This is a genomic window from Clavibacter rahimiani (assembly GCF_052654495.1).
This window is the reverse complement of the sequence record NZ_CP199790.1, coordinates 1658618-1677218: the sequence shown is the minus strand read 5'-3', so window position 1 is coordinate 1677218 and position 18601 is coordinate 1658618. Positions and strand designations below refer to the sequence as shown.

Below are 18601 nucleotides of genomic sequence, written 5' to 3'. Positions count from 1 at the left end.
GCGGGGCCTTTTACTTTGCCCGGGACCGCCGGGTCGACGTCGGCATCCCTCCCGCCCGCTCGCGCGCCGTCACGCCGGACGCCGCTCCGGGTAGCGTCGATCCATGGGGATGTTCGAGGTCGTGGTCGCCCGTCCGAACGACGTCGACCGGCTCTGGCCGCTGCTCGACGAGGACCTCCGCGCGCGCGACGCCCCCGACGATGACGCGGTGGCCGTCGCGCTCCGCCCGCGTCCCGGGGACGCGCCCGCCGGCACGCTGCCGCTCCTCGAGGAGCGGCGCGAGCGCATCGTGGGGCTCGTCGCCGACCCGGAGCGACCCGTGCTCATCGCCTACTCGGGCATCCGCGCGGTCGGCTTCGCGCTGATGGACCGCAACGGCGTCGGCGGACGGGCGTTCACCTCGGACGGCTGGCGCGGGCTCGGCGTCGAGGAGGAGATCCGCGCCGCCGCTCCCCTGCTGCTGCGCTGACGCCGGCGGGCCGGCGGGCCGGCGGGCCGGCCGGCCGTCAGCGGACGGGCAGCAGGTAGGTCGGGGTCGGCACGGCGATGAGGGCGGGCTCCCCGATCGGCAGTCGGGTCGCGGGGTCGAGGCGGAACGAGGTGATGGTGCCGGATCCCTGGTTCGCCACGTGCAGCCGGTCGTCGACGAGCACGTGGTGGCGGGGCGTCTCGCCGCCGCAGTCGAACGCGGCGACGGGGGCGAGCGCGCCGTCCGCCCCGATCGCGACCACGGCGATCCGGTCGGAGCCGCGGAGCCCCACGTAGGCCAGGCGCTCGTCGGCCGACACCTGCACCTCGGCCGCGGAGTCGCGGGCGTCGGGCTCGGCGGCGCAGGACGTGGACGCGGTGAGTCGCCAGGATCCGCCCGACCCCTCGACGGCGTGCAGGGTCCCGTCGAGCTCGCCCACGACGAGGACGCGCCCGGAGGCGAGGAGGGCGAGGTGCCGCGGGCCGGTGCCGGGCGGGAACGCGACGGTCGCGATCCGCTCGAGGCGGACGTCGTGGAGCCGGTGGACGTGCACGGTGTCGGTGCCGAGGTCGGCGCTCAGCACGGTGCCTCCGCCGACGTGCAGCGTGCTGTGCGCGTGCGGGCCGTCCTGCTGCGGGCGCGGGCCGGATCCCTCGGCGGCGAGCAGCTGCGTCGCCTCGCCGATGGTGCCGTCGTCGTGGAGCGGGTGGACGGCGACGGTGCCGTCGCCGTAGTGCGAGGTGAGGAGCAGGTCATCCACGGCGTGGAGGTGGCAGGGTCCGGATCCGCCGCTCGGCTGCCCGCCCGCCCACTGCAGCGAGCCGCCCGGCCCGCGACGGAACGCCTCGACGCGGTCGGCTGCCTCGCCCACCGCGTAGACCATGTCGCCGCGCGCGAGGAGGAACGAGGGCGAGGGCGTCTCGACCGCCGTGCCGACGACCGCGAGGTCGCCCGTGATCGCGTCGACGGCGAGTCCCGTGATGCCGATGCCGGATCCCCCGCCGTCGGCGGTGTACCCGCCCGCCCAGATCGAGACCTCGGGCACGGCGGCTTCCTCGGGCGTCATCACGTCGCCCACCCTACGGGGCGCCCCCGACGAGACGGGCGCCGGCCGCCGGGCGGGTCAGTAGCCGGCGGACGGCTCGACGATGCCGACGAAGTCGCCCGTGCGCATGAACGCCTCCGTGTTGAGCCGGATCCGCTCGGCCAGCAGCGGCCGCACCATGTCCTCCGTGTCGGCCGTGTGCGGCGTGATGAGGCAGCGGGTCTCGGAGAACAGCGGGTGACCGTCCGGGAGCGGCTCGGGCGACGTGACGTCGAGGCCGGCGCCGTGGATCCCGCCGGTGCGGAGGGCCTCGAGCAGGGCGTCGGAGTCGACGAGCGCGCCGCGGGCGATGTTCACGAGCACGGCCGTGTCCTTCATCGCCTCGAGCTGGGCGGCGCCGATGAGGCGGGCCGTGTCGTCGGTGCTGGCGGCGGCGAGCATCACGACGTCCGCGCCTGGGAGGACCTCGTCGAGCCGGTCGGCCGTGACGGTGCGATCGGCGCCCTCGACCGGGTCGCCGCTCCGTCGCACGACGGTGACGGTGCAGTCGAAGGGCGCGAGCAGGCGGATGTACTCCAGGGCGATGCCGCCCGCGCCGACCACGACGACCTCGGCGCCGTAGAGCGAGAGGCCCGCGGAGGATCCCCACGACGTCGCGCGGGCGCGCTCGGGCAGCTGCCGCAGCGCCGCGAGGGTCAGCGCGAGGGCGTGCTCGGCGACGGGCTGGGAGTACGCGCCCTTCGCGCTCGTCCAGACGAGGTCGGGACGGTCGCAGGCGCGGAGCGTGTCGGCGAACGCGTCGACGCCCGCGAAGGGCAGCTGCACCCACTGGACCTGCGGGTTGGCGGCGAGCGTGTCGGTCAGCTCGGCGGCGCGGCGGATGGAGAGCCAGACGATGCCGCGCGTCTCCTCCGAGAGCTCGGCGACCTCGCCGCCGCCCGCGCGGACGGCCTCGAGGTACGCGTCCTCGGTGCGCGGCAGCATCGCCACGGGACCGGGGGTCGGGCGCGCGTCGCCGGTGAGGCGGTGCGGTGTGGCGCCGTCGACCGCGCGGTGGACGCGGCGAGGGGCGGGGGCGGATGCGGCGGTGTCGGTCATGTGCGGGGCCTCCGGGGGTGCGGGATGCGGACGGGCGGTTCGGGGAGCCGGACGGCGGGGACGCGCGCGGCGGTGGCGAGGACGGCGGCGCGGATCCATGCGGCGGCGGCCGACGGGTCGGCGGCAGGCGACGGGGCCGCAGACGCCGCGGCCGCGGGCGCGAGCGCGTCGAGCGGGATCCGCAGGTGCGGCTGCGCGCCCGGCCAGGGCAGCACGGTCTCCGCGGCGAGGCCCGCGGGCGGCGGCGGGATCACGGCGTCGGAGGGCGCGAGGAGGAGCGCGCCGTCGAGGACGCGCGCGACGAGGCGGTCGCCGAGCCGCACGGCCGGGACGCCGAGGACGGTCTCCAGCCGGGCGTCGAGCCCGGCCAGCGCCGTGGCGACGACCGCGGCCGCGTGCGCGTCGTCCCGGTCGGCGGTGCCGTCCGCGTCCGCATCCCGCCCCGAGCCGGTCACGCGCCGTCCGCCCGGGCCGCGTCCGTCGACGGCTCGCGCCCGCGGTCGGCCGCCGAGCGCGACTCGGCGAGCCCCTGCACGTACGGGTGCGTGGGATCCGCCAGGACGTCGTCGATGTCGCCGTAGCCCACCAGCGTCCCCCGGTGCAGCACCGCGAGGCGGTCGGTGAGGCGCTCGACGACCGCGAGGTCGTGGCTGACGACGAGGGCGGAGAAGCCGCCGCGGGACTGCAGGTCGCGGAGGAGGTCGAGCACGGCGACGCGGCTCATCACGTCGACACCGGAGGTGGGCTCGTCGGCGATGAGCAGTCGCGGCCCGAGGACGAGGGCGCGCGCGAGGGCGACGCGCTGGCGCTGGCCGCTGGAGAGCTCGTGCGGGTAGCGGTCCTGCGTGCCCGGCGGCAGGTCGAGCGCCGTGAGCAGGGTGACGACGCGACGCGCGGCCACCTGGCTGTCGAAGCGGCGGTCGCGGGAGAAGATCGGCTCGGCGATGGCCTCGCTCGCGGTGAGCTGCGGGTGGAGCGTGGTGCCGGCGTCCTGCGGCACGTAGCCGATGCCGTAGGTGGTGCGCGTGCGGGCGCGGCGGCCCATGCGCCGCAGTCCCTGGCCGAGCACCGACGCGTCGCCGCCCGTGATGCGCGGCACCGCGGCGCCCTCGTCGCCGGATGGGACGAGGCCCGCGAGCACGCGTGCCAGGGACGACTTCCCGGATCCGCTCGCCCCCACGACCCCGAGCACCTCGCCCGGGAGGAGGCGGAGCGTGACCCCGTCGACGGCGGGCGGCGTCTCGGCGCCGCGTCGGGCGGGGTAGGCGAGCCGGAGGTCCCGCGCGTCGAGCACGGGCTCGGTCGGCTCACCGCTGGCGTCGGCCTCTCGGGGGGTGTGCGTCATGCGCTGCTCCGTCCTCGGCGCGGTCGTCCGGGCGGCGGTGGGCCGGCCGGACGACGGATGCGGGTTCCATCCCATCATGCCCGGCGCGGGCCGGGCGCCGCTCGGAGCCGCCTAGCCGGCGGTCCGCTCGGCGGCGCGCAGCGCGTGCAGCCGGGCGCGGCGCTCGGCCTGCTCCGCCGGGTCGGGCACGGGCAGCGACGCGAGGAGGCGCTGCGTGTACGGGTGCTGCGGGTTCCCCAGCACCTCGGCGCCCGTGCCCTCCTCCACCAGCTCGCCGCGGTACAGCACGGCGATCCGGTCGGCGAGCAGGTCGACGACGGCGAGGTCGTGGCTGATGAACAGCGCCGCGAACCCCAGCTCGCGCTGCAGCTCCGCGAACAGCTCCAGCACGCGCGCCTGCACGGACACGTCGAGCGCGCTCGTGGGCTCGTCGGCGACGAGGAGCGACGGCTCGAGCGCGAGGCCGCGCGCGAGGCTCGCGCGCTGACGCTGGCCGCCGGAGAGCTCGTGCGGGTACCGGTCGCCGAACGCCTTCGGCAGCTGGACCGCCTCCATCAGCTCGTCGACGCGCCCGCGCGCGGCCTGCGGCGACTTCGCCCGGCCGTGCACGATGAGCGGCTCGGCCACGCACTCCGCGATGGTGAGGCGCGGATTGAAGCTCGTCGCCGGGTCCTGGAACACGAATCCGATGTCGCTGCGGAGCTTCCGGAAGTCGCGCTCGCGGACGCCGAGCATCTCCGTGCCGAGGACCTGCAGGGATCCGCCCGTGACGTTCGTGAGCCCCGCGATCGCGCGCCCGATGGTGGTCTTGCCGGAGCCCGACTCCCCCACGAGCCCGAGGACCTCGCCGGCCTCGATGTGGAGGTCGACGCCCTTGACCGCGCGGAACGCGGGGCTCCCGAGGCGGCCCGGGTACTCGATCTCGAGCCCGCGCGCGACGACGACGGGCGCCGCCTGCGTGGTCGACGCCTCCCGTGCCCGCGTGCGCACGGCGGCGCGCTCTACGGTGGCGGCGACGCCCTCGCCGAGCTTCGGCACGGACGCCAGCAGGTTCCGCGTGTACTCCTCCTTCGGCGCCGAGAAGAGCGTCGCGACGTCCGCCTGCTCGACGAGCCGCGAGCGGTACATGACGGCCACGCGGTCCGCCAGGTCGGCGACGACGCCCATGTTGTGGGTGATGAGGATCACGGCCGCGCCGAACTCGTCACGGCAGCGGCGCAGCAGGTCGAGGATCTCGGCTTGCACGGTCACGTCGAGGGCGGTCGTCGGCTCGTCGGCGACGATGAGGCCGGGGTCGAGCACGAGCGCCATGGCGATGACGACGCGCTGCTTCTGCCCGCCCGAGAACTGGTGCGGGTAGTGGTCCACCCGGGTCTCGGGGTCGGGGATGCCCACGCGGCGGAGGATGTCGATCGCCTTCGCGCGCGCCTCCTTCTTGGAGACGCGGCCGTGCGCGCGGAGGCCCTCGATGATCTGCCAGCCGATGGTGTGCACGGGGTTCAGCGCCGTGGACGGCTCCTGGAACACCATCGCGACGTCGCGGCCGCGCACCTGGCGCAGCTTGTCGGCCGAGAGGGAGAGCACGTCGACCGCACCCTGGCCCGTCCGGTCGCTGAGGAGCACGGCGCCGTCGGTGACGGCCGTGTCCGGGAGGAGCCCCAGCACCGTGCGGGCGGTGACGGACTTGCCCGACCCCGACTCCCCCACGATGGCGAGGATCTCGCCGGGCGACACCTTCAGGGACACCCCGTCGACCGCGCGGACGTCGCCGCCGTCGGTCGCGAAGGTCACCCCGAGGTCGCGGATCTCGACGACGTCGCTCATGCGGCCACCTTCTTCTTCTCGGCGCGCTTGCGGGCGCGCAGCTTGGGGTCGGAGATGTCGTTGACGCTCTCGCCGACGAGCGTGAGCCCGAGGACGAGGAGGACGATCGCGACGCCGGGGAAGACGCCCGTCCACCAGACGCCGCTCGCGGTGTCGGCGAGGGCGCGGTTGAGGTCGTAGCCCCACTCCGCGGCGGACGTCGGCGAGATGCCGAAGCCGAGGAAGCCGAGGCCCGCGAGCGTGAGGATGGCCTCGGACGCGTTGAGCGTGAGGATGAGCGGCAGCGTGCGGGTGGAGTTCCGCAGCACGTGCACGAACATGATGCGCGGCGTCGACGTGCCGATGACCTTGGCGCTCTCGACGAACGCCTCCGCCTTCAGCCGCACGACCTCGGCGCGGATCACGCGGAAGTACTGCGGGATGTAGACCACGGTGATGCTCACCGCGGCCGACAGGATGCCGCCCCAGAGGCTCGACTGCCCGCCGTTCAGCACGATGCTCACCACGATGGCGAGCAGCAGCGTCGGGAACGGGTAGATGGCGTCGGCGATGACCACGAGGATCCGGTCGAGCCAGCCGCCGAGGTAGCCGGACACGACGCCGAGCAGGACGCCAGCGAACAGCGACAGGATCACGGCGATGACGACGACGGACAGCGCGGTCTGCGTGCCCCAGACGACGCGCGAGAACACGTCGTAGCCGCCGACGGTGGTGCCCCAGATGTGGGTGCCGTCGGGCGCGGACTGGCGCGGGAAGGAGCCGGCGTCGTCGGCGCCCTGCGCGAAGCCGAACGGGGCGATGAGCGGCGCGAACGCCGCGAGCAGGATGAACAGGCCCGTGATGACGATGCCCGCGATGAGCATCCCGCGCTGGAGGCCGACGCTCTGCCGCACGTGCGAGACGAGCGGGAGGCGCTGCCAAAGCGTCCGGCGGGCCGGCCCGGTCGCGACGGCGACGGGCGTGGTGGTGGTGTCGCTCATGTCAGTACCTCACTCGCGGGTCGATGAGCGCCGCGACGACGTCGACGATGAAGTTGGTCACGGCCACGATCACGGCGAGCAGCGCGACGATGCCCTGCACCGCCACGAAGTCGCGCGAGGCCAGGTACTGCGCGAGCTGGAAGCCGAGGCCCCGCCACTCGAACGTCGTCTCGGTGAGCACGGCGCCGCCGAGCATCACCGCGATCTGCAGGCCGACGACCGTGATGATGGGGATGAGGGCGGGCTTCAGCGCGTGCCGCGTGGTGAGCCGGAACTCGCCGACGCCGCGCGAGCGGGCCGCGTCCACGTACTCGGTGCCGAGCGTGGAGATCACGTTGGTGCGCACCAGCCGCAGGAAGATGCCGGCCGTGAGGAGCCCGAGCGCGAGCGCGGGGAGCACGGCGTGCTCGAGCACGTCGCCCACCGCGGTGGGGCTGCCGAGGCGGAGCGCGTCGATCAGGTAGATGCCCGTGGGGTTCTCCAGGCGGCCGAGCGCGACCGAGACGCGCGTGTCGGCGCGGCCCGAGAGCGGGAGGATCCCGAGCCAGACGGAGAAGACGAGCTTGAGGAGCAGGCCCGCGAAGAAGACGGGGGTCGCGTAGGCGAGGATCGCGAGGATGCGGAGCACCGCGTCGGGGGTGCGGTCCTTGTAGTACGCGGCGACGAGGCCGAGCGGGATGCCGATGAGGAACGCGACGATCAGGGAGTAGATGACGAGCTCGAGCGTGGCCGAGCCGTACTGCAGCAGGATGTCGCTGATCAGCCGGTTGTCGGTGAGCGAGCGGCCGAAGTTGCCCGTCGCGATCTGGCCGAGGTACTCGAGGTACTGCACGATGATCGGCCGGTCGAAGCCCGCCGTGGCGAGCCGCTCCTGCAGCTGCTCCGGGGTGAGCCGGTCGCCGACGGCCGCGGAGATCGGGTCGCCCACGATGCGCATGAGGAAGAACACGAGCGTGACGAGGATGAACACCGTCGGGATGATGAGCACGGCGCGGATGAGGATGTACTGGCCGAGCCCGATCCCCTGCTTCCGGGCCTTGGGCTGCGCCCCGGGGGGTGCGGACGCGGGCACTGCGTCGGGTAGGACTGTCACGAGCGGGTGGGCCTTTCGATTCGTCGTCCGGAGCCGAGCCGGGTGGCACGGAGGGGTGACAGGAGGATGGGGCGCTCCGCGGTAGCGGAGCGCCCCATCATGAGGAGGGCGTCAGTCTATCCGGCGCCCTCCCGGGGGCCGGATCAGCCCTTGGTGATCGGCGCGTAGCGGAACTTGAACGACGCGTCGAGCGTCACGCCGTCCACGCCCTCGCCGGCGACCGCGACCTGCGAGCCCTGGAGCAGGGGCAGGGTCGGCAGGTCGGCGGCGACCTCGTCCTGGATCTGGCCGATGAGCTCGGCGCGCTTCGTGGTGTCGGCCTCGGAGAGCTGCTGCGTGATGAGGTCGGCGACGCCCTGGTCCTCGTAGTGGTTCTTCACGAAGCTCTGCGGGGAGAAGAACGGCGTCAGGTAGTTGTCCGCGTCCGAGTAGTCGGGGAACCAGCCGAGCTGGTACGCCGGGTACTCGTCGTTGACGCGGGCCTTGCTGTACTGGTCCCACAGGGTGGACTGCAGGTTGACCTGGAACAGGCCCGTCTTCTCGAGCTGCTGCTTGACCAGCGCGTACTCGTCGTCGGAGCCGGCGCCGTAGTGGTCCGGGTTGAACTGCAGGTCGAGCGCGACGGGCGTCTGCACGCCCGCGTCGGCGAGGGCCTTGGCGGCCTTGTCGGCGTCGGGCTTGCCGTCGCCGTCGCCGTACAGGCCCTTGAGCGCCTCGTTCGCGCCGGACAGGCCGTCCGCGACGTAGGAGTACAGCGGCGTGTAGGTGCCGTTGTAGACCGCGGTGCTGAGCTCCTCGCGGTCGATGAGGTCGGCGGCCGCCTGGCGCACGGCCAGGGCCTTCGCCTCGTCGGCGTCGCCCGTGGTCTTGCCGAAGGGCTGCGTGTTGAGGTTGAACGTGATGTAGCGGATCTCGCCGCCGGGGCCTTCGATCACCTCGACCTTGTCGTCCTTCTTGAGGTCGGCGATGTCGGTGGCGCCGAGCGAGCGGCCCGCGACGTCGATCTCGCCGTTCTGCACGGCGAGCTTCATCGTGGTCTCGTCGGCGTAGTACTTCGCCGTGACGCCCTCGTTGGCCGCCTTCGGCAGCACGCCCGCGTAGTCCGCGTTGGGCGCGTACGCGATGAGCTGGTTGAGCTGGAAGTCGGTGATGACGTACTGGCCCGCGAAGGCGTTCGCCTCGACGATGTCGGCCGGGTCGGCCAGGGCGTCCGCGGGGAACACCTCCTCGTCGACGATGGGGCCGGCGGGGCTGGAGAGCACCTGCTCGAAGGTCTGGTCGTTGGCGGTCTTCAGCGTGAAGACGACCGTGGTGTCGTCGGGGGCGGCGACGCTCTCGACGTTCGCGAGGAGCGACGAGGGGCCGTTGCCGTTGTCGGCGCCGTTGGCCGCGATGGCCGCGACGCGGTCGAACGTGAACTTGACGTCGCTCGCGGTGAGCGCGTGGCCGTTCGCGAACTTCAGGTCGGGCTTCAGCGTGACGGTGAACTCGTTGGCCGAGGTGTACTCGCCGCTCTCCGCGATGTCGGGCTCGACGTCGGGGCTGCCGTAGGGGCTGTTGAACAGGAACGGGAAGACCTGGTTCTGCACCGCGAACGAGCCGTTGTCGTACGAGCCGGCGGGGTCGAGCGACAGGACCTTGTCGGTCGTGCCGACGATGACCGATCCGCCGCCGGAGGCGCCGCCGTCGTCGGCGAGCGGGTCGCCGGATCCGCCGGAGCAGCCGGCGAGGACGAGGGCCGCGGCGGAGAATCCGGCCGTGGCGAGCAGGACGCGTGAGCGCCGGGGGAATGCGGACGTCATGTTCCGAGTGCCTCTTTCATGAAGGGGGGCGCGCCCGCGCATCGAGGAGACACGGACGCTGTGCTGTGAATGATTTCTAACACACGGGAAACAGCAGCCCGTTCCCCGGGCCCCCGCGGGCGCTCTTCTTCACACGACCGAAACAATGCGTTCCGGGCGCAACGACGCTATTCGCGGAGCGCGCGGCGCTCGGCCTCGACCTGCATCAGCTCGCGCTGGATCTCCTGGTAGCGCTCGCGTTCGTGGGTCGCGTCCGTGCGCTGGAGGCGCCCGATCAGGTCGGCCTTCCGCCGCAGCAGGTCGCGCCCGACGAGCTCCGCGGTGACGCCCTTGACGTAGATCGCGAGCTTGTCGGCGTCGCCCCGGTTCGGCAGCGGCGCGACGCCCAGCTGCTTGACGAGGGTGGCGAACGACTCGGGCACCTCGAGCGCGACGCGGGACAGCCAGTCCGCGCCGCCGAGCGCGTCCATGCTGCCGATGACGCCGTCGCGCACGACGGCGAGGCTCTCGTTCACGAACGTCACCTGCGCGGCGCGCATGACCAGGTCGTTCCCGACGAGCTCGGGGTGCTGGAGCATCGCCATGAGGGCGTCGCGCTCGAGGCGCGTGGCGAGGTCGGTGGGCAGGTCCATGAGCGACATGGAGCGGGCGCTCTCCAGGCCGTCCTCGTCGCCGCCGCGTCCGGATGCGCCGCCGTGCTGTCCGCCCTGCGCGTGACGGCCCTGCGGCGCGCCGCCGGAGCGGTCGGCGCCGTCGGCCGGCATGCTCCGGCCCGCGGTCTGCACGGCGCGGCCGACCTCGCTGAGGTCCATGCCGAGCCAGCCCGCGAGCTCGCGCGCGTAGCCCGGGCGGAGGGACGGGTCGCGGATGTCCGCCACGACGGGGGCGGCGGACCGGAGCGCGGCGACGCGGCCCTCCACGGTCTCGAGGTCGTGGTCCGCGAGGATCTGCTTGATCGCGAACTCGAACATGGGCTTCTTGCCCTGGATCATCCGGCGCACCGCGTCGTCGCCGCGGGTGAGGCGGAGGTCGCACGGGTCGAGGCCGTCGGGCCCGACGGCGACGTAGGTCTGCGCGGCGAAGCGCCGCTCCTCGGAGAACGCGCGCATGGCCGCCTTCTGGCCGGCGGCATCCGGGTCGAACGTGAACACGACCTCGCCGAGGCCGCTGTCGTCGCCGAGCACGCGGCGGAGCACCTTGATGTGGTCGACGCCGAAGGACGTGCCGCACGTGGCCACCGCGGTCGTGATGCCGGCGAGGTGGCAGGCCATGACGTCGGTGTAGCCCTCCACCACCACGACCTGGCGACCGCGGCTCACGTCGCGCTTGGCGAGGTCGAGGCCGTAGAGGACGGAGCTCTTGTGGTAGACGGGCGTCTCGGGGGTGTTGAGGTACTTCGGGCCCTTGTCGTCCTCCCGGAGGCGGCGCGCGCCGAAGCCGACGGTCGCGCCCGTGAGGTCGCGGATGGGCCAGACGAGCCGGCCGCGGAAGCGGTCGTAGGCGCCGCGGTCGCCCTGGCTGAGGAGGCCGGCGGTCACGAGCTCCGCCTCCGTGTAGCCCTTGGCCTTGAGGTGGGTGGAGAGCGCGTCCCAGCTCTGCGGGGCGAAGCCGACGCCGAAGCGCTGCGCCGCGCCCTGGTCGAAGCCGCGCTCCCCGAGGAACGTGCGGCCGATCTCCGCCTCCTCGGATCCGAGCTGCTCGACGAAGAACTCGGCCGCGGCCTCGTTGGCGCCGAGGAGCCGCGAGCGGTTGCCCTGGTCGGTGGCGGCCTGTCCGTCCTCGTAGTGGAGCTGGTAGCCGATGCGCTGCGCCATGCGCTCGACGGCCTCCGCGAAGGTCACGTGGTCCATGCGCTGCAGGAACGTGTAGACGTCGCCGCCCTCGCCGCAGCCGAAGCAGTGGTAGAAGCCGACCTGCGGTCGCACGTGGAAGCTCGGCGTGCGCTCGTCGTGGAACGGGCAGAGGCCCTTGAGCGAGCCGACGCCGGCGGACTTGAGGGTGACGTACTCCCCCACCACGTCGCCCAGGTTCACCCGGGAGCGCACCTCGTCGATGTCGCTCTTGCGGATCAGGGCCATTGCTGCATCCTACGTCCGGGTCGGAGCCCGCTCCCGGGCGTCAGAAGACGGGCCTGGCGCAGAGGCGCTCGTACCAGGCGATGGCGGACTGGTCGGTGAGGCTTGCGACCTGGTCGACGATGACGCGCTTGCGCGCGGCGTCGTCTGCGGCCTCCCGCCAGTCGCCCGCGAAGCCCGGGTCGAGCTCGTCGGCGCCGCGCGCGTGCAGGGCGTCCGCGAGGCCCGCGAGCACCTCGCGCTGACGTGCGTAGATGGGCTGGCGGGTGTTCTTCGACATGACGAAGGCGGCGACGATGCCCTTGAGCACCGCGATCTCGGCCTGGATGGCGCGCGGCACCACGACGTGCGCGCCGAAGCGGATGAGGCTGCGGTCGGTGTGGGTGGCGCGCGTGAGCTGCGTGGCGGCCCCCGCGAAGCGGCCGATGAGCTGGCTGGTGAGGTCCTTCAGCGCCGCCTGCGCGCCGCGGCCGCCGTCATACTCGTCGACCCAGACGTCGAGCGAGTCGAGCCGGTCGAACGCCTGGATGAGCTCCTCGTGCGAGTGCGCCCCGCCGATCCACGCGACCATCGAGTCGACGAGCTCCTCGTGGTCGACCCGGGCGCCGAGTGCGCGCACGTCGACGTAGCCGCCCACGATGGCGTCCTCGAAGTCGTGCACGGAGTACGCGATGTCGTCGCTGAGGTCCATGACCTCGGCCTCGATGCAGCGGCGTCCCGTGGGAGCGCCCTCGCGGAGCCAGGCGAACGCGGCCACGTCGTCGTCGTAGAAGCCGAACTTGCCGCGGCCCGACGGGTCGGGGACGGACTGCGAGCTCGGCCACGGGTACTTGCAGCTCGCGTCGAGGCTGGCGCGCGTGAGGTTGAGGCCGTAGGGCCGGCCGTCCGGCCCGATGACCTTCGGCTCGAGCCGCGTGAGCAGGCGCAGCGTCTGCGCGTTGCCCTCGAATCCGCCGATGTCGGACGCCCAGTCGTTGAGGGCCCGCTCGCCGTTGTGGCCGAACGGCGGGTGGCCGATGTCGTGCGCGAGGCACGCCGTGTCGACGACGTCGGGATCGAGGTCGAGGCTGGAGGCGAGCTCGCGGCCGACCTGGGCCACCTCGAGCGAGTGCGTGAGGCGGTTGCGGGCGAAGTCGAGCCCGGCCATGGGGCTCAGCACCTGCGTCTTGGCGGCGAGGCGCCGGAGCGCGCTGGAGTGCAGGAGCCGGGCGCGGTCGCGCGCGAAGTCGCTGCGTCGGGACGAGTGCTGCTCCGGGTACCAGCGCTCCGCGTCGGTCTCGCTGTACGTGGACCGCTCGGCCATGCCCTCACCCGCCACTGTTGTGGATCTCCCCGTCCGCGATGTCCATCGCATCCGCCGCGTCGATGTCGCGGCTCTCGAGCCAGCGGTCCGGCAGCGCCGTGCGCTTCATGCTGCCCTGGCGGCCGCGCGCGCCCTCGGCGCCCGCGCCCGGGTAGGGCTGTTCGCGGTCGAGGGTGGCGAGCAGGCCGTCGATCTCCGCGAGCGACGACGCCGAGGCGAGCGCGGCGCGCAGGTCGCCGCCCACGGGGTAGCCCTTGAAGTACCAGGCGACGTGCTTGCGCGCGTCCCGGCAGCCGCGCTCCTCGCTCTCGAAGAACTCGGCGAGGAGCTCGACGTGGCGGCGGAACGTGTCGGCGACGGCACCCTGCGTGGGGTGCGCGCGGGGCGTGTCCGCGGGGTCGAGCCCGGCGGCGCGCGCGTGGAAGGCGGCCGCGAGGTCGCCGAAGAGCCAGGGGCGGCCGAGGCAGCCGCGGCCGACGACCACGCCGTCGGCGCCGGTCTCGTCCATCATCCGGATGGCGTCCTCCGCGGCCCAGATGTCGCCGTTGCCGAGGACCGGCACGCTCGTGATCGCCTGCTTGAGCTTCGCGATGGCCGACCAGTCGGCGTGGCCGCTGTAGTAGTCGCTCGCGGTGCGCGCGTGCAGCGCGATGGACGCCACGCCCGCGCCCTCGGCGGCACGGCCGGCCTCGAGGTAGGTGAGGTGGTCGGCGTCGATGCCCTTGCGCATCTTGACGGTGAGCGGCACCGACCCGGCGGCCTGGACGGCGCCCTCGACGATGTCGGTGAAGAGCCCGAGCTTCCACGGGAGCGCCGCTCCCCCGCCCTTGCGGGTGACCTTGGGCACCGGGCAGCCGAAGTTGAGGTCGATGTGGTCGGCGCGGTCCTCCGCGACGAGCATCGTGACGGCCTCGCGCACGGTCTTCGGGTCGACGCCGTAGAGCTGGATGGAGCGCACCTTCTCCGACGGGTGGTGCGTGATGAGGCGCATGGACTCGGGCGTGCGCTCGACGAGGGCGCGGCTCGTGATCATCTCGCTGACGTAGAGGCCCGCGCCGAACTCCCGGCACAGGCGCCGGAAGGCGGTGTTGGTGATGCCCGCCATGGGCGCGAGGACCACGGGCACGTCGAGCGGGATGCCGCCGATGCGGAGGGCGGGCTCGGCGGCGGGCGCGGGCGCGGCGGCGGCCGGGGCGGGGGCGAGGGTCGGAGAGGACATGACGGCTCGATTCTCCCAGACGGGACGGCGGGCGGCGGACGCGGGGCGGGATCCGCGCGGGGACCAGGCGGCGGACGCCTGGGGAGGGACGGTCAGATGGCCCGTCCGGAGTCGATGGCGTCGCGCACCCGCGCGAGGTCGGCCGCGGGAGAGCCCGCGGCGGACGCGTCGGCGGCGACCGTGGACGCGGATCCGCCCGCGCCGGGCACGAGGCACGCGTCGCCCTCGCAGGCGGCCGCGTCCGCGGACCCGCGCATGGCCAGCAGCGGGGCGACGACCGGCAGGGCGCCCGTGGCGGGGGCGTTCATCGCGCATCCTCCTCTGCGGTAACGCGCTCCGGGTCGCCGTCGCGCGCGGCCAGCGCCTCGCCGAGGGCGGAGGCGAAGACGCTCGGGTCCTGCGCGCCGGAGATGCCGAAGCGCTCGTCGATCACGAAGAAGGGGACGCCCTGGATCCCGTACGCGACGGCCTGCGCCTGGTCCGCGCGCACGTCGTCGAGGTGCCGGTGGGACTCGAGGGCCGCGCGCACGTCGTCGGCGTCGAGGCCGACCTCGACCGCGAGGTCCACGAGGTCCGGCACGCGGCCGACGTGGCGCCCCTCGGTGAAGTACGCGCGGAGGAGGCGCTCGACCATCTCGAGCTGGACGCCGCGCTCGCGCGCCAGGTGCAGCAGCTCGTGGGCGAGCACCGTGTTCGTGTGCTGGAGCGCGTCGTAGTCGTAGGAGAGGCCCTCGGCGGCGGCCAGCGCCGTCATGTCCGCGAGCATGGTGCGCACGCGCTCGGCCGGGATGCCCTTGTGGCCCGCGAGGAAGTCGACCTCGGTGCCGGCGAAGTCCACCGGGGTGTCGGGCGCGAGCTCGAAGGAGCGGTACGTGATCTCGATGGGCGGCGCGTCCGGCGTCCGCTCGGCGAACGCGCGCATGCCCGTCTCGAAGCGGCGCTTGCCGACGTAGCACCACGGGCAGGCGATGTCCGACCAGACGTCGACGCGGAGGGCGGGCGGGGCGGAGGCGGAGGAGTCGGTCACGGGTGGGCAACCGGTCGGGAAGGCGGGGCATTCCCCCGGTGTTGCCCGAGCATGGCCGACAGCTCCCCCTCCCCCGTCCCGTCCGGATCCGACGACGCCGCGCTCGAGGGCCGCGCCCGCGTCCTCGCGCACGCCGCCCGCCTCGGGATCGAGGTCGAGGTGGTCGACCGCGCCGACGCCGCGACCCTCGAGGAGGCGGCCGCGGGGCTCGGCATCGCCGCGTCGCACCTCGTGAAGTCGCTCGTGGTGAAGCGGCACGACGGCGCGCTGCTCATCGCCCTCGTGCCGGGCGACCGGCAGATCAGCTGGGCGAAGCTGCGCGCGCTCGTGGGCGTCAACAAGCTCTCGATGCCGGCGCCCGAGGTGGCGCTCGAGGCGACGGGGTACGCGCGGGGCACCATCACGCCGCTGGGCGCATGGGGCGAGCTCCCCGTCTACGCGGACGAGCGGATCGTCGGCCGGCGCATCGGCATGGGCGCCGGCGAGCACGGCTCCTCGGCCCTCGTCGACGCGGACGCGCTCGTCGCCGCCCTGGGCGCGACGGTCGGCGACATCACCGACGAGCTGACGATCCGCCGCCCCTGACCCGCGCGCGGCGGGCCCGGGACGGCGGACCGGGGTCGTGCGCGGCGGGCCCGGGACGGCGGACCGGGGTCGTGCGCGGCGGGCCCGGGACGGCGGACCGGGGTCGTGCGGGCGCGGCTCAGGCGCCGACGAGCTGCCCCGCGAGGTAGCCGACGAGCTCGTCGAGAGGGATGCGCTCCTGCGCCATCGTGTCGCGCTCGCGCACGGTGACGGCCTGGTCGTCGAGCGTGTCGAAGTCGACCGTGACGCAGAACGGCGTGCCGATCTCGTCCTGGCGGCGGTAGCGGCGGCCGATGGCCCCCGCGTCGTCGAACTCGATGTTCCACACCTTGCGGAGCTCCGCGGCGAGCTCGCGCGCGACGGGCGACAGCCGCTCGTTGCGCGACAGCGGCAGCACGGCGACCTTGACGGGCGCGAGGCGACGGTCGAGGCGGAGGACCGTGCGCTTGTCGACGCCGCCCTTCGCGTTCGGCGCCTCGTCCTCGTGGTACGCGTCCACCAGGAACGCCATCATCGACCGCGTGAGGCCGGCCGCGGGCTCGATGACGTACGGGATCCACCGCTCGTTCTTCGTCTGGTCGAAGTAGGAGAGGTCGGTGCCGGACGCCTCAGAGTGGGTGCGCAGGTCGTAGTCGGTGCGGTTCGCGATGCCCTCGAGCTCGCCCCACGCGCCGCCGGCGAAGCCGAAGCGGTACTCGATGTCGACGGTGCGGGTCGAGTAGTGCGAGAGCTTCTCCTGCGGGTGCTCGAAGAGGCGCAGGTTCTCGGGGTCGATGCCGAGGTCGGTGTACCAGGCGTAGCGCTGGTCGATCCAGTACTGGTGCCACTCGGCGTCGGTGCCCGGCTCGACGAAGAACTCCATCTCCATCTGCTCGAACTCGCGCGTGCGGAAGATCCAGTTCTGCGGCGTGATCTCGTTGCGGAAGCTCTTGCCGATCTGGCCGATGCCGAACGGCGGCTTCTGACGGGCGGCGCTCAGGACGTTCGCGAAGTTGACGAAGATGCCCTGCGCGGTCTCCGGGCGGAGGTAGTGCATGCCCTCCTGGTTGTCGACCGGGCCGAGGAAGGTCTTCAGCAGGCCGGAGAAGTTCTGCGGCTCCGTCCACGAGCCGGGCTGGCCGGTGTCGGGGTCGTTGACGTCGGCGAGGCCGTTGACGGGCGGGTGGCCGTGCTTGGCCTCGTACGCCTCGAGGAGGTGGTCGGCGCGGTAGCGCTTGTGGGTGTGGAGCGACTCCACCAGCGGGTCGCTGAAGACCTCGACGTGGCCGGAGGCCTCCCACACGCGGCGGGGCAGGATGACCGAGGAGTCGAGGCCGACGACGTCGTCGCGGCCGTTGACCATGGTCTGCCACCACTGGCGCTTGATGTTCTCCTTCAGCGCCACGCCGAGCGGCCCGTAGTCCCACGCGGAGCGGGAGCCGCCGTAGATCTCACCCGCCTGGAAGACGAACCCGCGCCGCTTGGCGAGGTTGATGACCGGGTCGAGACGCGAGGGGGTTGCCACGATTGCTCCAAGGGATGGGCCGGACTGGGTGCCCGGTCGGCGGACGGCGACCGGTGGGCGGATGCCGGGGGTCGCCGGGAAAGGCGGCCCCCAGTCTACGGGCGGGTCCGCTCAGTCCTCGTCGTCGCCGGCGGTGCGGCGGTGGGCGAGCTCGACGATGCGGACGGTCTCGAGGGATGCGCGCGGCTCCACGGGGACCGGCCCGCGGCCGCGCACGGCGTCGGCCATCGCGGCGTAGAAGTCGGCGTAGCGGCCGCGCTCGGTGGGGATCCGCTCCCCCGCCGGGTCGCCGGACGCCTCGACGAGCGTGCCCCACTCGGACTCGGGCGCCTCGCCGAAGCCGGGGTCGGTGGGCGACGCGCCGTCCTTCAGCAGCGGCTCCTGCGGGTCGAGGCCGTGCACGGCGTACGCGCCCGCGGTGCCCAGCACGCGGAAGCGGGGGCCCGCCAGCGCGGCGACGCGGCTGACGGTGATGTGCGACTGCACGCCCGACTCGTGCAGCAGCGAGTAGAAGGCGTCGTCGTCGCTCGCGGATCCCTCGCGCACGGTCGCGAGCTCGGCCGCGAAGTCGACGACCGGGCCGAAGAGCTCGAGGGCCTGGTCGATGAGGTGGCTGCCGAGGTCGTAGGAGATGCCGGCGGCGTCGGCCGGCGTCTCGCGGTCCTGCCAGCGGTCGCGCACGGGTCCGCCCCAGCGCTCGAAGGTCGACTCGAAGCGGTGCACCTCGCCGAGGCGCCCCGACTCGATGAGCGCCTTGGCGGTGAGGAAGTCGCCGTCGAGGCGACGGTTCTGGAACACGGAGAACGGGAGCCCCAGCGCCTCGGCGCGCTCGATGAGCATGAGCCCCTCGTCGACGGTGGCGACGAACGGCTTGTCCATCACCACGGCCAGGTGCGCGTCGAGGGCCTGCAGCCCCTGGCGGAGGTGCGCGGAGGCGGGCGAGGCGATGACGACCATGTCGAGCTCGCCGGACCGGGCGAACAGCTCGTCGGCCGTCGCGACGACGTCCGCGCCGGGGTGGCGCTCCCGCACCTGCGCCGCGCGGTCGGCGTCCGAGGTGGACACGAGCGCGATCCGGTACTCGGGGCTCGCCTGGAGGAACGGCGCATGGAAGACGCGGCCGGCGAGGCCGTAGCCCACGATCCCGACGCGGATGGGCGCGTCGGCGCCCGGGGTCGATGCGGCGGTGGCGGCGGAGGGACGGGGCGCGGTGTCGGGTGTGCTCACGTCCC

General features: G+C 73.6%; 17 protein-coding genes. 2 read left to right on the top strand and 15 right to left on the bottom strand.

The annotated features are described in order from the left end of the window. The first annotated feature begins 103 nt into the window (after positions 1 to 103). Positions 104 to 469: a hypothetical protein gene (locus ACT7CP_RS07965; RefSeq protein ID WP_445441819.1), complete on the top strand. Its 366-nt coding sequence runs from the start codon at positions 104 to 106 to the stop codon at positions 467 to 469. A gap of 37 nt (positions 470 to 506) precedes the next feature. Here the strand turns inward: ACT7CP_RS07965 and ACT7CP_RS07960 are convergent, their stop codons facing one another. The 13 genes from ACT7CP_RS07960 to ACT7CP_RS07900 form a co-directional block, all read right to left on the bottom strand. Beyond that, the gene (locus tag ACT7CP_RS07960; protein WP_445441818.1) at positions 507 to 1535 is read right to left on the bottom strand and encodes a lactonase family protein; all 1029 of its coding nucleotides are present in this window, start codon (positions 1533 to 1535) and stop codon (positions 507 to 509) included. Between the two features lie 57 nt (positions 1536 to 1592). Further along, positions 1593 to 2498: a D-isomer specific 2-hydroxyacid dehydrogenase family protein gene (locus ACT7CP_RS07955; RefSeq protein WP_445443972.1), complete on the bottom strand. Its 906-nt coding sequence runs from the start codon at positions 2496 to 2498 to the stop codon at positions 1593 to 1595. 110 nt (positions 2499 to 2608) lie between these two features. After that, positions 2609 to 3067: a hypothetical protein gene (locus ACT7CP_RS07950; RefSeq protein ID WP_445441817.1), complete on the bottom strand. Its 459-nt coding sequence runs from the start codon at positions 3065 to 3067 to the stop codon at positions 2609 to 2611. Continuing rightward, positions 3064 to 3957, bottom strand: a complete 894-nt coding sequence (locus ACT7CP_RS07945) for an ABC transporter ATP-binding protein (RefSeq protein ID WP_445441816.1) — start codon at positions 3955 to 3957, stop codon at positions 3064 to 3066. The genes ACT7CP_RS07950 and ACT7CP_RS07945 overlap by 4 nt, the downstream gene beginning before the upstream one ends. 111 nt (positions 3958 to 4068) lie before the next feature. Further along, the gene (locus ACT7CP_RS07940; RefSeq protein WP_445441815.1) at positions 4069 to 5781 is read right to left on the bottom strand and encodes a dipeptide ABC transporter ATP-binding protein; all 1713 of its coding nucleotides are present in this window, start codon (positions 5779 to 5781) and stop codon (positions 4069 to 4071) included. Beyond that, positions 5778 to 6761, bottom strand: a complete 984-nt coding sequence (locus ACT7CP_RS07935) for an ABC transporter permease (RefSeq protein WP_445441814.1) — start codon at positions 6759 to 6761, stop codon at positions 5778 to 5780. The genes ACT7CP_RS07940 and ACT7CP_RS07935 overlap by 4 nt, the downstream gene beginning before the upstream one ends. Before the next feature lies 1 nt (position 6762). After that, a complete protein-coding gene (locus ACT7CP_RS07930; RefSeq protein WP_373425932.1) occupies positions 6763 to 7854 on the bottom strand; it encodes an ABC transporter permease in 1092 nt (363 codons plus the stop codon). 143 nt (positions 7855 to 7997) lie between these two features. After that, entirely contained in the window at positions 7998 to 9656 is a 1659-nt protein-coding gene (locus tag ACT7CP_RS07925) for an ABC transporter substrate-binding protein (RefSeq protein WP_445441813.1), read from the bottom strand. A gap of 167 nt (positions 9657 to 9823) precedes the next feature. After that, a complete protein-coding gene (gene dnaG, locus ACT7CP_RS07920; protein ID WP_445441812.1) occupies positions 9824 to 11734 on the bottom strand; it encodes a DNA primase in 1911 nt (636 codons plus the stop codon). 40 nt (positions 11735 to 11774) lie between these two features. Further along, a complete protein-coding gene (locus ACT7CP_RS07915) occupies positions 11775 to 13034 on the bottom strand; it encodes a deoxyguanosinetriphosphate triphosphohydrolase (protein WP_445441811.1) in 1260 nt (419 codons plus the stop codon). A 4-nt stretch (positions 13035 to 13038) separates the two neighbouring features. After that, a complete protein-coding gene (gene dusB / locus ACT7CP_RS07910; protein ID WP_445441810.1) occupies positions 13039 to 14253 on the bottom strand; it encodes a tRNA dihydrouridine synthase DusB in 1215 nt (404 codons plus the stop codon). A gap of 92 nt (positions 14254 to 14345) precedes the next feature. After that, positions 14346 to 14561 carry a hypothetical protein gene (locus ACT7CP_RS07905; protein ID WP_413963052.1) on the bottom strand — a complete coding sequence of 72 codons (216 nt, stop codon included), beginning with the start codon at positions 14559 to 14561 and terminating at the stop codon, positions 14346 to 14348. After that, entirely contained in the window at positions 14558 to 15280 is a 723-nt protein-coding gene (locus ACT7CP_RS07900) for a DsbA family oxidoreductase (RefSeq protein WP_413963053.1), read from the bottom strand. Before ACT7CP_RS07900 ends, ACT7CP_RS07905 begins: the two co-directional genes overlap by 4 nt. 51 nt (positions 15281 to 15331) lie before the next feature. Between ACT7CP_RS07900 and ACT7CP_RS07895 the strand changes: the two genes are divergently transcribed. Continuing rightward, positions 15332 to 15865: an aminoacyl-tRNA deacylase gene (locus ACT7CP_RS07895; RefSeq protein WP_445441809.1), complete on the top strand. Its 534-nt coding sequence runs from the start codon at positions 15332 to 15334 to the stop codon at positions 15863 to 15865. A 118-nt stretch (positions 15866 to 15983) separates the two neighbouring features. Here ACT7CP_RS07895 and ACT7CP_RS07890 read toward each other — a convergent pair whose 3' ends face one another. Next, positions 15984 to 17369 (bottom strand): glycine--tRNA ligase, encoded by a 1386-nt coding sequence (locus ACT7CP_RS07890; RefSeq protein WP_413963055.1) that lies wholly within the window; start codon positions 17367 to 17369, stop codon positions 15984 to 15986. Between the two features lie 111 nt (positions 17370 to 17480). Further along, on the bottom strand, positions 17481 to 18596 hold the full coding sequence (locus tag ACT7CP_RS07885) for a Gfo/Idh/MocA family protein (RefSeq protein WP_413963056.1): 1116 nt from the start codon (positions 18594 to 18596) through the stop codon (positions 17481 to 17483). Positions 18597 to 18601: the final 5 nt, after the last annotated feature.

Coding starts and splice junctions, on each gene's coding strand:
- ACT7CP_RS07965 (WP_445441819.1), top strand. CDS start 104: ATGGGGATGTTCGAGGTCGTGGTCGCCCGTCCGAACGACGTCGACCGG.
- ACT7CP_RS07915 (WP_445441811.1), bottom strand. CDS start 13,034: ATGGCCGAGCGGTCCACGTACAGCGAGACCGACGCGGAGCGCTGGTAC.
- dusB (WP_445441810.1), bottom strand. CDS start 14,253: ATGTCCTCTCCGACCCTCGCCCCCGCCCCGGCCGCCGCCGCGCCCGCG.
- ACT7CP_RS07935 (WP_445441814.1), bottom strand. CDS start 6,761: ATGAGCGACACCACCACCACGCCCGTCGCCGTCGCGACCGGGCCGGCC.
- ACT7CP_RS07960 (WP_445441818.1), bottom strand. CDS start 1,535: ATGACGCCCGAGGAAGCCGCCGTGCCCGAGGTCTCGATCTGGGCGGGC.
- dnaG (WP_445441812.1), bottom strand. CDS start 11,734: ATGGCCCTGATCCGCAAGAGCGACATCGACGAGGTGCGCTCCCGGGTG.
- ACT7CP_RS07905 (WP_413963052.1), bottom strand. CDS start 14,561: ATGAACGCCCCCGCCACGGGCGCCCTGCCGGTCGTCGCCCCGCTGCTG.
- ACT7CP_RS07925 (WP_445441813.1), bottom strand. CDS start 9,656: ATGACGTCCGCATTCCCCCGGCGCTCACGCGTCCTGCTCGCCACGGCC.
- ACT7CP_RS07940 (WP_445441815.1), bottom strand. CDS start 5,781: ATGAGCGACGTCGTCGAGATCCGCGACCTCGGGGTGACCTTCGCGACC.
- ACT7CP_RS07945 (WP_445441816.1), bottom strand. CDS start 3,957: ATGACGCACACCCCCCGAGAGGCCGACGCCAGCGGTGAGCCGACCGAG.
- ACT7CP_RS07895 (WP_445441809.1), top strand. CDS start 15,332: ATGGCCGACAGCTCCCCCTCCCCCGTCCCGTCCGGATCCGACGACGCC.
- ACT7CP_RS07955 (WP_445443972.1), bottom strand. CDS start 2,498: ATGCTGCCGCGCACCGAGGACGCGTACCTCGAGGCCGTCCGCGCGGGC.